The organism is Synechococcus sp. BMK-MC-1 (genome assembly GCF_014279955.1).
Classification (GTDB): domain Bacteria; phylum Cyanobacteriota; class Cyanobacteriia; order PCC-6307; family Cyanobiaceae; genus Synechococcus_C.
Genome location: NZ_CP047939.1, coordinates 1,819,211 through 1,830,188, shown reverse-complemented (window position 1 = coordinate 1,830,188; position 10,978 = coordinate 1,819,211). Strand labels below are relative to the sequence as shown.

The following is a 10,978-nucleotide window of genomic DNA, read 5'->3' as shown; positions in this document are numbered from 1 at the left end:
CATGAAGGCTGCCCCGTCCCCCCCGCCACTCCTGCGTCGAAGGACGTTGCTGCAGATCGGTGCTCTTGGCCTGGCGGCAGGCCTGGCGGGGTGTGCGCAAGGGAGGAGTAGGCCGACGCTCCGTGCCCCGGCGGACATTCTTCCTTCGCTGTGGCGTCGCCAGCTCCCTGCACCCTGGCGGTTTGAACCCCTGAGTGGATCAACGCCGTTCCAGACCCCTTGGCCCAATCCCACGGATCTCCTGGCCCTGACGGATGGCTGGTGGTCGTCGCTGACTCCTGATCAGCTTCAGTCGGTGGCCGCTCCTGCGCTGGCCGCCAGGCTTGGAGCGCTTGGCCAGCGCTTTCTTGAGGACGCTCCACCGGAATGGAGGTCCAAGCTTCTTCCGGTGGGCGTCAGTCCCTATGTGCTGGTGTTTCGCCGCGAAGGTCGGGCGCTTCCGCCGGCGGACGACGGCTGGATGACCTTGTTGGATCCGGCCCTTAAGGGCAAGGTTCTGCTGCCGGCCAGCCCACGCCTGCTGATCTCCCTGGCGGATCACATGGATCGTTCCGATGGGCTTCGTCGCCTCAGGCAGGCGGCCATCAGCTTTGACGATCGCTATGGCCTTAATTGGCTTCTGCAGGGCGATGCCCGGGTGGCTGTGCTGCCTCTCCAGCGCTGCATGCAGGCTTTGAAGCGGGATCCTCGCCTCACTGCCGTGCTGCCCAACAGTGGATCTCCCCTGCACTGGACTCTGTTGGCCCGGCCTGCGGGCACGGCGGAGCCCCTGCCTCAGGCCTGGGTGAGCGAGGCCTGGACACCTCCTTTGCTCACGCGCCTTTTGGCTCAGGGTTGGATTCCGCCACTCCCGCGCGAAGAGCTTCTCGAGGCAGGTGGTCGCATTGCAACCGATCTGCGCGATCTCGTGCTTCCTCCTCAGGAGGTCTGGCTGCGCGCTTGGACCCTCTATCCACCCACCGCTGCTGAGGTGCTGCGTCTGCAGCAGCGATGGAGCACCTCAGCCCCATAGGCGCCGTCGCGGCGCCGCGGCAAGCCTGCGGTGGGTGTCACCGAGCAGGTTGGGAATCGGCAAGTGATGGGGACAGCGCGGCAGACAGTCGCCGCAGTGTGCGCAGGCATCCGCCTTCACCGTTTCCCACCAGTGCCCGGCTCGGCCGATCAAGTTGTAACGCTCTTCCGCGAACTCCCTGAGATCGTGGCCAAGGGTCAGATTGCGCAGTCGCAGCAACTCGGGAATCGGCACCTCGCGCGGACAGGGCAGGCAGGCACGGCATTGCGCGCAGAACTCCGTGCCTAAGCGTTCCTTGCGCAGTTCTTGCAGGCGAGCAAGAACTGCAGCTTCCTGCTCGCTCAGGGGGCCGTCCTGGTTGGCGAGTGCGGCGGCCAGGGTCAGGTCGCTGGCTCTCTCAGCTCCCAGCGTGAGTGTGCTCACGCCTGCAGCGAGCAGAAAGCGGTAAGCCAGTGCCAGGGGAGTGAAGGGAGCGCAGTCGCTGATCAGTTGATCGCTGGGTGCCTGCAGACGTCCGCCCTTGTCGGCCGGGGAGATGGCGAGCACACCCATCTGCTGGCTTAAAGCTTCGGCTGCCAAGGGGATGCGCTGCGGATCCAGAACGTGCAGGTGAAGGCCGCAGAAGCGGAAGCGACCGCTTTGGATGGCTTGCTGGATCAGCGCGTTGGATCCATGACTGGTGAAGCCCACCTGCCCAACTCTGCCGCTGGTCAGTGCCCAGTCGATCAGCTGTGCCCCATCACCGGTCAAAGCCCAGTGGAGATGCTCTTGCCGGTTGATGCCATGGATCGCCAGGTTCTCAAGCCGGGGACGATTCAGCCGTTCCAAGCTGGCATCAAGGGCTCGACGCGCTTGGTCGAGGGTCTGACCGGGCAACAGTTTGCTGGTGATGACCCAGTCGCCCTGTGCAGGCGTGGCCCCCTCCTGATCCAGCTGCTTGAGCGCTTGTCCCAGAAAAGTCTCCGCTGGACCGTAGGCCGGTGCTGTCTCGACGTGGTTGATGCCGGCGTCGCGGGCGCTGCGCAGCACAGACAGCATCTGCTCCGGTGATTGCAGCGCTCGCATCGTTCCGAGGGTGAACAGGCTCACCGCGGGGCCGTCGCCGAAGGCGCGCCGCTGGGTCAGTGGCGCGGGTGCGTTGCTCAAACCTCGGGTGAGTCGGTGGGTGCGTCGTTGGGATTCCCCGAGTCCCTGCTTTTCAGGTGGCGGACTAGCGCAGCGGGGCTGACTTGATCGAGAAAACGGCGGAATTCATCCTGATCCTCAGCGTCGGCTTCCGCATCCACGGCGATTGAGGCCTCAGCGACCACCTCCTCCAGCATCCAGATGCTGCTGCCGGTGCGGATGGCCAGGGCGATGGCGTCACTCGGACGGGCATCGATCTCCGCGAGGCACTCCGCCTCCGACTCTGCTTCCGTGTCGATCGCACCCTGCGCACCGGGCTGGGCATCGTCCTGCTCGTGTTTTAGGCGCAGCACGGCCCGAAACGTGCTGTCTTCAATGGCATGGATGATCACGCGCTCGAGCTGGAGACCTCCCGCCTCAAGCAAAGCGGCCATCAAGTCATGGCTCAGGGGGCGCGGCTGGGGCGTTCCGTTCAGGCCGGCCATAATGTTGTGGGCTTGGGCCTGATCGATCCAGATCGGCACCTGACGGCGCCTCGACGGGTCGCGCAGCAGCACGATCGGACTTCTGCTGCTGGCATCAAGGGCGATGCCGGCCACACTCATCTCCACCACGGACGGCTCCGCCGCTGTATCGATTATGACCAGGGATGAGGGCACGGAAGAGAACCGATGTTCACGGGGTTGGTGCAAGCGGTGGGACGGGTGGAACGCCGGGGTCGGGGCCTGCTCGTGGAGGGCTGCGCCGCGTTTGCCCCGCTTCAGCTCGGCGACAGCGTTGCCGTTGATGGTGTGTGCCTCACCGTGGCGTCACTGGTGGGTGACGGCTTCCTCGCTGATGTGAGCGAGGAGACCCTGCAAAGGACGTCACTGGGCCGCAAGGCCTCCAGAGGTGGGGCTGTGAACCTCGAGCCCGCCCTGCGACTGTCGGACCGACTGGGAGGGCATCTCGTGAGTGGGCACGTGGATGGCACGGGCGAGGTGGTCTCGATCGAGGCGCTTCCCCAGTCCTGGACGGTGGAACTGCGCTGGAAGGAGTCCCATTTCGGCCGCTACATCTGCGATAAGGCCAGCGTGGCCGTCAACGGCATCAGCCTCACCGTGGCCGGGAGCCGCGATCAGGGCACACGCTTCTGGGTTGCCGTGATTCCCCACACCTGGTCGGTGACTGCCCTGAGGGATCTTGCCGTCGGAGACGACGTGAATCTGGAGATCGATCTGCTGGCGCGGTACACCGAACGGCTCCTCGCAGCCGGTGATGGGGGAACACCAAGCGGGGAACTCAGCGCTGACTGGCTCTCCGCCCATGGCTGGGGATGAGAGCTCAGCACAAATCCTGGCAAGAATCGTGCACCGTCAATACCTTTCAGGAGATGTTCCTACTGAACCTTTCATGAGCTCTGAGGACCGCTCCGGTTCCCTTGGAACCTTCAAGGCCTTTGCCATTGCCGAGGGAATCCTGCTGATCGTTCTCGGCATCCTTGCCCTGGTGTTTCCGGTGATCGCCTCGTTCTGGACCACCGGTGTGATCGCCGTGCTGTTCCTGATCGGTGGCCTGGTGGGTTGGATCAGCAATCTGGCCCGTTCCGGGCGGATGGGCCGTTGGATCTGCTTCTGGCGCCTGGTGGTGTCAACCCTGTTCATCGTGGCCGGCGCCTCGATGATCAGTAACTTCCGGGACCCTGCTGAGGCAGCTCAGCAGGTCGCTGCCTTTGCCCTGGCGATCGGAATCGTTTTCCTGGTGGAGGGTGTGGTGGCCTTCATCAGCGGCTTGGCCCATACCAACCGTCCAGGAGCTGGATGGGCCATCGCCAATGGCGTGGTCACCTTCATCCTTGGGCTCTTGATCGTCACCTTGAAATTCTGGGGATTGCTTTGGGTCCTCGGCACCCTGGTGGGAATCAGCTTCCTGTTCAGTGGTCTCGAGCTGATTGTATTCAGCAGCTCAATGCACGACGATCAGGATCCGCCGGCTGCGGCCTGATTCGGGCCTGATTGAGTCCCGAGGCTTGACAATCATCACCAACGCAGGACCGGCTGATTCCGCATGATCAGCCGGTCCTGTTTCAGTCTTCGCCGTTGTTGTCGGGACTATCGGCTGCGTTCATGGGATTGAGAGCGATCGTGCCGGTGTCCTTGTTGAGTTCAATCCTGAATTCCTGGCCCGGGGTGAGTCCCAAGCGGCGGGTGTAGGCATGGCCGATTAGGAGGTTGCCATTGCCGTGCACCCGCGTTCGAAATTCAGCCTGACGGCCACGCGGTCCGCCCGGGTTGGCTGAAGTGGAGGGAAGTTTGTAGCCCTTGGCTTCAACGAGAGCGCGATAGAAGCTTTTGCGCAGAACGCGGCCACTCGGGCCGACGTAGCCGCACCCCCGTGCGATTTCATCTTCAGGCCGGTTACTAAGAGCCCGAGCCTTCGATAGCAATTCGTCTCCAACCAGCATCTCAATTGAGAGAGACACAACAATTGTGGCTTCAGACAGCCCTGAGGGCAAGGAATCGACTGGAAATCGGGTCCGGCTGTGCGGCAGAGGCTTGCTTAGATCAGGTAGAGAATGACGAAGAGAATCACCCAGATCCCATCCACGAAATGCCAGTAGAGCTCAGCGGCTTCGAGGGGGAAATGATTGCTGGCGCTAACTCTCCCTGAGGGCGTGCGGCACTGCCACCAAACAATCAGGATCATCAAGGCTCCAAGCGTGACATGCAGGCCGTGAAATCCTGTGAGGGCATAGAACGTGCTCGCGTAGAGATTGTCGGCGAGGCCGAAGGGCAGCGTGAAGTACTCCACCATCTGACTGACGAGAAAAGCCAGCCCGAGCACTGCTGTTCCCAGGAGCCAGGCGCGGCAGCGTTCGTTGCAGCCTTTGCGCAGATTCACCCCTGCACGGTGAAAGGTTGCACTGCTCACCAGAAGCAGGATGGTGTTCAGGGTGGGTAAGGGTAATTCCAGCTCGTAGATGGCACCCGGCATCAGGGGGTTGACGGCCTTGAACGTGAGGTAAGCGGCGAAGAAGCCAGCAAACGTCATGGCGTCGGCCACAAGAAATGTGGCGAGCCCGAACATGCGATGGTCGGGATGCTCCGCCTCGTGATGTTCGATCTGCTCTTGGATCTGGTCCTGAGGGCTGAGGGATGTCATTGGCCATTTCTCCAGAGATCACTGCCACTCACGGAACGAAGATCGATCTCACCGTCCGGAGTGCCATAGGCATAGGGATTGCTGACAAGCGGTGGCTCTCCTTTCCAGTTCTCCACCGGTGGCGGAGAGGTGGTGAGCCATTCGGGTGTGAGGGCATTCCAGGGGTTGTCGCCAGCGATCTCACCCTGGAGGGCGCTGGCGATCACATTCCAGAGAAAGGGGAGTGTGCTGATGGCCATCAATAGAGCACCCACACTGCTGAACTGGTTGATCAGTTGGAACTGCGGGTCGTATTCCGCCACCCGGCGGGGCATTCCATTCAGGCCAAGCCAGTGTTGCGGTGCGAAGCAGAGGTTGAAGCCAACAAAGGTGAGCAGGAAGTGGAACCTGCCGAGATGTTCATTCATCAGCCGCCCGGTCACCTTCGGGTACCAGTGGTAGATCGAAGCGAAAATCACAAACACCGAGCCGCCGTAGACGATGTAGTGGAAATGAGCAACAACGAAGTAGGTGTCATGGACATGCACATCGAAAGGAACCTGTGCCAGCGCCACACCGGTGATGCCGCCGAGGACAAAATTCACGATGAAGCCACAGGAGAAAAGGACGGCGCTGTTGAGGCTGATCTTCCCTCCCCAGAGAGTGGCGAGCCAGTTGAAAAATTTGATGCCTGTTGGTACGGCGATGAATGCTGTGGCGATCGTGAAAAACAGTCGCATCCAAGGCGGTGTACCGCTGGTGAACATGTGATGGGCCCACACCACCAAACCCAGCACCACAATTGCCATGATCGAATACACCATGGTGGTGTAGCCAAACAGGGGTTTACGGCAATGAATGGGCAGGATTTCACTCACCAAGCCAAAGGCCGGTAGCACCATGATGTAAACCGCTGGATGGGAGTAAAACCAGAACAAGTGCTGATACACCACAACATTGCCACCCAACCCAGGATTGAAAAAACCCGTATGAGCCACGATGTCGAAGCTGAGCATGATCAATGTTCCAGCCAGCACCGGTGTGGACAGCACCACCAGAATGCTGGTGCCAAGCATGGCCCAGCAATACATTGGTAGTTGCATCAATTTCAGGCCTGGTCGGCGTAATTTCAGAATTGTGGCAATGAAATTGATGCCTCCGAAGATGGAGCTTCCTCCCAGCAACAGCACACTCAGAATCCAGATGATCTGACCACTCGCTGGTGTTGTCAGGCTGAGCGGTGGGTAGGCCGTCCAGCCCGACTGAGCTGCCCCTGTGATGAAATAACTGCTGATCAGAAGTAAACCGGCTGGAGGAATCAGCCAGAAAGCTACGGCGTTGAGGCGGGGGAACGCCATGTCACGGGCTCCCACATAAAAGGGAATCAGATAGTTCCCAAACGCACCATTAACCACTGGGACAATCCAGAGAAAGATCATCACCGTGCCATGCAAAGTGAGGACCTGGTTGTAAACATCTCGAGGCATGAAATCTGAGATGGGGCTGACCAGCTCCGTGCGGATCGCGCCTGCTAGCGCTCCTCCGATTAGATAGAACGCAAACCCGCAGACCATGTATTGCAGTCCGATCACCTTGTGGTCAACGCTGAAGCTCAGATAGCGCAACCAGCCTGTTGGCTGAAGGGATTGAGGGGCGGGTGGTGATTGCTGGGGAACGGTGAGTGTCATGCCTCTTGCACAGGAGATTTGCGGTTCGCCTGAAGCCAGGCATTGAAATCGTCGGCGTTATCCACCACAACGGTTGAGCGCATGCCTCCGTGGTACGGGCCACAGAGCTCGGCGCAGACGATGGGGTAACGCCCCGGTCGGGTCGGGGTGAAATCCAACAGGGTGGGTTGTCCGGGGATCACGTCTTGTTTGAGGCGGAACTCAGGAACCCAGAACGCATGAATGACATCTTTTGCTTCCATGCGCAGGCTGACGGGGCGACCGGCCTGAACGTGAAGTTCTCCAGACATGATGTCGCCGTCAGGGTAATGAAACAGAAATGCGAATTGCATGGCTGTAACTTCAACCGGCAATGGTTGCAACGGCGATGCTGAAGAAGTTGTAGAGATTTCCGACGATCCGATGCCTCCCCAGATGCGTTGTTCGGTTTGCATCGCTGTTCCATGGTCACCATGACTGAGAGGAGCCATCCCTCCCATTCGTTCGTAAATGTCGTAACTAAAAAGACCGACAAAGAGAACCACGATCGCCGGAACAGCAGTCCAGAACACTTCCAATGGGAGATTTCCTTCCAGGGCCAGGCCATCTCCGAGTTGGCCCGGGCGACGGCGGAACCGCACAAGGCTGAAGATGATCAGGCCGACAATGCCGAGAAACAGGATTGTTCCGATGCTGAAAAGAACACGGAACAGCTCGTCATAAATGGGTGCATTGGCACTGGCGTCAACGGGCAGAAGATTGATGTTCTGGCCGATCCACAGCCCCCCGAGGACGAGGAGCATCCCCAGCACCAGAGTGACGATCGCTGAGGGGATCTGCACGATGACCTCATCACAAGCATCTTCAGACTATGGAGCTCCGCGTCATTCACCACGGGGTGATTGTTAAAAACGCCTGAAATTCCTTCGTTTTGACTTGCCTGATCCGGCTCATGTCAGCGAAATCGCATTAATCAGGAGACTTCATGTTGCACTCCTGCATAGAGCGTGTCGTTCTGAATCAGATCGCTACGTTTTGGGCATGACTGGTTCTTCTGGGGGTCAGCGTTGACTGCATCGTCGTTGGATTCGATTCGTCTCCGCCTCGCTCAGCTGGCCGCGCATCTTGTGGTGGCGCTCGTGGCTCTGGTGGTCATTGGCGGCGCCACCCGGGTGATGGAGGCTGGTCTGGCCTGCCCAGACTGGCCGCTTTGTTACGGGACTTTCCTTCCCGGCCGGCAGATGAATCTGCAGGTTTTTCTGGAATGGTTCCACCGGCTTGACGCGTTCGTCGTGGGCGTTGCCCTGCTGGTGCAGCTCGCGGTCGTGTGGTGGTACCGACGCACGCTGCCGACCTGGCTGCTTCCTGTCAGCGGTCTACTGGTGTTGATGGTGGCTTTGCAGGGAGGCTTGGGGGCTCTCACCGTGCTTCAGCTGTTGCCTTCGGCTGTGGTGACCGCCCATCTGGCGTTGGCTCTGACCCTGGTGATGTCCGTGAGTGGTCTTACCCAGGTTTTGCTTAGCGGAACCACGGCCAGTCCACCTCCTCGCTGGTGGCCCTGGCTTGGTGGCCTCAGTGTGGTCGCTGTCTCCACGCAGAGCTTGCTGGGCGGTCGGATGGCGACCTCCTGGGCCGCCCAACGCTGCCTTGAGGCCGGCCAGGCCTGCCAATGGCTGCATTGGCATCGCTCCTTTGCTACGCCAGCGGCCCTCACCGTCGCTGTGTTTGTTGGTGTTGCCCTTCTCGCCGGTGGCTGGGCCCGGCAGCAATGGCCGCTGCTGCTCACGGCCCTCGGGCTTGTGGCAGCTCAGGTCGCCCTCGGGGTATCGACGTTGCGCATGGGCCTGTCTCAGCCGGCTTTGACGGTGGGGCATCAGCTCGTGGCCTGTCTTCTGGTGGCCGTCCTTGCCGCTCTCAGCTGCCGCCGGCCCCCCTCCCCCTCGACTCCCCGTTCTGTCGTTCTCGACTCCCCAACTCTGGAGACTTGTCATGGCTAGTTCATCCGCCACAGCAGTCCCGCTCACCCGTGAGCAGGTGGTTCCTTCGAGACAACGCATCAAGCTTCCTGCCTGGTTGGAAGTGGCCAAGCCGCGGCTGATTCCTCTTCTGTTGGCCACCACCCTGGGGGGGATGGCGCTCACCGAAGGCTGGCCTCTGTCATCGCCTCGATTGGTTTGCACCCTGGGTGGGGGTGCGCTGGCAGCCGCAGCTGCCGGTGTCCTCAATTGTCTCTGGGAGCAAGAGCTCGATGGCCGCATGCAACGCACCAGCGGGCGGGCCTTGCCATCGGGTCGCCTGTCTCCCACGGCGGCGTTCGCTGGAGCGGTGTCTTGCGCTTTGGCCGCTGCCACCTTGCTGGTGAGCGGAGTGAATTGTCTGGCTGCGGGTCTGTCGTTGCTTGGGCTGTGCAGTTATGTGCTGCTTTACACCGCTCTTCTCAAGCCGCGGACAACCCAAAACATTGTGATCGGAGGGGTGGCCGGGGCGATTCCTCCGTTGGTTGGCGCCGCCGCAGCCACCGGTCATGTGGGTCTCGGGGGGTGGTGGTTGTTTGCCCTGGTCATGGTGTGGACTCCGGCTCATTTTTGGGCTCTGGCTCTGCTTCTGCGCGATGACTACCGCGCCGTCGGCATTCCCATGCTGCCGGTGGTGAAGGGGCCGGTTGTGACGGCACGGGCCATTCGTCGTTATGGCTGGGCCACTGTGCTCCTCAGCTTTCTGGGGGTGTGGGCTCTGCCCGAGGGGGGCCTGCTGTATGGGCTGCTTCTGCTTCCTTTCAATGGACGGTTGCTGCAGATGGTGGAACGGCTTGGCGCTGAGCCCGACAGCACCGATCGTGCCAGGGGGCTGTTCCGCTGGTCGATTCTTTATCTCTTCGGGATCTGTCTGCTGTTGGTTTTCAGCCGTCAGTCAGGCGCTGCAGTGTTCGACCTCCAGCTGAGAGGCTGGCTTGCCGCCCTCCCCGCCGGTCTTCCCGGCATCAATGCCTAGATTTTGCCCCATGTGTTTCCTAGGAAGGGATGTCACTGATTGAGCTGGATCATCTGGTGAAGTCCTACGGGACGGTTCCGGCTCTGACGGATCTCACCCTCGCTGTTCCTGAGGGCTGCCTCTACGGATTCCTCGGTCCTAACGGAGCAGGAAAGACCACCACCTTGCGCATCCTCGCCACGCTGTTGTCGCCAGACAGCGGACGGGTGATCGTGTCTGGCGTTGATGCGCTTGAGAACCCCCGTCAGGTGCGGCAGATCCTGGGGTACGTGGCCCAGGAGGTGGCGATCGACAAAATCCTCACAGGCCGTGAGCTGCTCGCGTTGCAGGGCGATCTGTATCACCTGCCGCGAACGCAAAGAAACCAGCGCATCGATGATTTGATCCAGCGTCTCTCCATGCAGGAGTGGATTGACCGGCGTTGCGGCACTTATTCCGGTGGGATGCGGCGACGGCTGGATCTTGCCGCTGGCCTGCTGCATTCTCCCCGCCTGCTGGTGCTGGATGAGCCCACCGTCGGCCTTGATCTTGAAAGTCGTGCGGTGATCTGGGATGTGCTCCAAGACCTGCGGGACCAAGGCACCACCATCCTGCTGAGCAGCCATTACCTCGAGGAGGTGGAGGCCCTGGCCGAACGCATGGCGATCATCGACGCCGGGCGGGTGATCGCTGAGGGCACCCCGGAGGAGCTGAAGTGTGCGCTCGGCGGCGATCGCGTCACGTTGCGCGTGCGCGAATTCAGTGACCAGGTTGAGGCAGAGACGATCCGTGATCTGCTCGATGCGGTTGAGGGTGTGCGCCGGATCGTGATCAACCGGGCCCAAGGGCATTCCCTCAATCTTGTGGTGGATGGCGATCATGTCCTTCCCCGTATCAAGCAGCGTCTGGGTGACAACGATCTGTGCGTTTTCTCTCTGGCTCAGAGTCGTCCGAGCTTGGATGACGTTTATCTCCAGGCGACGGGGCGCACCCTGATGGACGCTGAACTGGCGGTGGCCGGGCAACGTGATCCAAAGCTGGAGCGTCGCCAGTCCATGCGTTGAAACCTTGTTGCAGTCGCTCT

At 60.9% G+C, this 10,978-nt stretch carries 12 protein-coding genes; 6 read left to right on the top strand and 6 right to left on the bottom strand.

From position 1 onward, the window contains the following. The first annotated feature begins 1 nt into the window (after position 1). Positions 2-1,012: an ABC transporter substrate-binding protein gene (locus tag SynBMKMC1_RS10250; RefSeq protein WP_186471652.1), complete on the top strand. Its 1,011-nt coding sequence runs from the start codon at positions 2-4 to the stop codon at positions 1,010-1,012. On the opposite strand, the gene SynBMKMC1_RS10245 is transcribed toward SynBMKMC1_RS10250, so the two are convergent. Both SynBMKMC1_RS10245 and SynBMKMC1_RS10240 read right to left on the bottom strand, forming a co-directional pair. Beyond that, positions 1,001-2,077, bottom strand: coding sequence for an aldo/keto reductase (locus tag SynBMKMC1_RS10245; protein WP_050815938.1), 1,077 nt, complete (start codon positions 2,075-2,077; stop codon positions 1,001-1,003). The genes SynBMKMC1_RS10250 and SynBMKMC1_RS10245 overlap by 12 nt on opposite strands. A 77-nt stretch (positions 2,078-2,154) precedes the next feature. Further along, positions 2,155-2,742 carry a bifunctional nuclease family protein gene (locus SynBMKMC1_RS10240; protein WP_370593956.1) on the bottom strand — a complete coding sequence of 196 codons (588 nt, stop codon included), beginning with the start codon at positions 2,740-2,742 and terminating at the stop codon, positions 2,155-2,157. Between the two features lie 66 nt (positions 2,743-2,808). Here SynBMKMC1_RS10240 and SynBMKMC1_RS10235 point away from each other — a divergent pair, with 66 nt between their 5' ends. Then, the gene (locus tag SynBMKMC1_RS10235; protein WP_011933774.1) at positions 2,809-3,456 is read left to right on the top strand and encodes a riboflavin synthase; all 648 of its coding nucleotides are present in this window, start codon (positions 2,809-2,811) and stop codon (positions 3,454-3,456) included. 73 nt (positions 3,457-3,529) lie between these two features. Continuing rightward, the gene (locus SynBMKMC1_RS10230) at positions 3,530-4,120 is read left to right on the top strand and encodes an HdeD family acid-resistance protein (RefSeq protein ID WP_186471651.1); all 591 of its coding nucleotides are present in this window, start codon (positions 3,530-3,532) and stop codon (positions 4,118-4,120) included. 82 nt (positions 4,121-4,202) lie between these two features. On the opposite strand, the gene SynBMKMC1_RS10225 is transcribed toward SynBMKMC1_RS10230, so the two are convergent. The 4 genes from SynBMKMC1_RS10225 to SynBMKMC1_RS10210 form a co-directional block, all read right to left on the bottom strand. Further along, on the bottom strand, positions 4,203-4,580 hold the full coding sequence (locus SynBMKMC1_RS10225; RefSeq protein ID WP_186473423.1) for an AbrB family transcriptional regulator: 378 nt from the start codon (positions 4,578-4,580) through the stop codon (positions 4,203-4,205). A gap of 95 nt (positions 4,581-4,675) precedes the next feature. Continuing rightward, positions 4,676-5,278 carry a cytochrome c oxidase subunit 3 gene (locus SynBMKMC1_RS10220; RefSeq protein ID WP_186471650.1) on the bottom strand — a complete coding sequence of 201 codons (603 nt, stop codon included), beginning with the start codon at positions 5,276-5,278 and terminating at the stop codon, positions 4,676-4,678. Then, positions 5,275-6,945 carry a cytochrome c oxidase subunit I gene (ctaD, locus tag SynBMKMC1_RS10215; RefSeq protein WP_186471649.1) on the bottom strand — a complete coding sequence of 557 codons (1,671 nt, stop codon included), beginning with the start codon at positions 6,943-6,945 and terminating at the stop codon, positions 5,275-5,277. Before ctaD ends, SynBMKMC1_RS10220 begins: the two co-directional genes overlap by 4 nt. After that, a complete protein-coding gene (locus SynBMKMC1_RS10210) occupies positions 6,942-7,766 on the bottom strand; it encodes a cytochrome c oxidase subunit II (protein ID WP_186471648.1) in 825 nt (274 codons plus the stop codon). Before SynBMKMC1_RS10210 ends, ctaD begins: the two co-directional genes overlap by 4 nt. A gap of 225 nt (positions 7,767-7,991) precedes the next feature. Between SynBMKMC1_RS10210 and SynBMKMC1_RS10205 the strand changes: the two genes are divergently transcribed. The 3 genes from SynBMKMC1_RS10205 to SynBMKMC1_RS10195 are packed head-to-tail and all read left to right on the top strand — an operon-like array spanning position 7,992 to position 10,958. Beyond that, positions 7,992-8,921: a heme A synthase gene (locus SynBMKMC1_RS10205; RefSeq protein ID WP_186471647.1), complete on the top strand. Its 930-nt coding sequence runs from the start codon at positions 7,992-7,994 to the stop codon at positions 8,919-8,921. Next, positions 8,914-9,915 carry a heme o synthase gene (locus SynBMKMC1_RS10200; RefSeq protein WP_186471646.1) on the top strand — a complete coding sequence of 334 codons (1,002 nt, stop codon included), beginning with the start codon at positions 8,914-8,916 and terminating at the stop codon, positions 9,913-9,915. The genes SynBMKMC1_RS10205 and SynBMKMC1_RS10200 overlap by 8 nt, the downstream gene beginning before the upstream one ends. A 29-nt stretch (positions 9,916-9,944) precedes the next feature. After that, positions 9,945-10,958 carry an ATP-binding cassette domain-containing protein gene (locus SynBMKMC1_RS10195; RefSeq protein WP_186471645.1) on the top strand — a complete coding sequence of 338 codons (1,014 nt, stop codon included), beginning with the start codon at positions 9,945-9,947 and terminating at the stop codon, positions 10,956-10,958. The last annotated feature ends 20 nt before the right edge of the window (positions 10,959-10,978 follow it).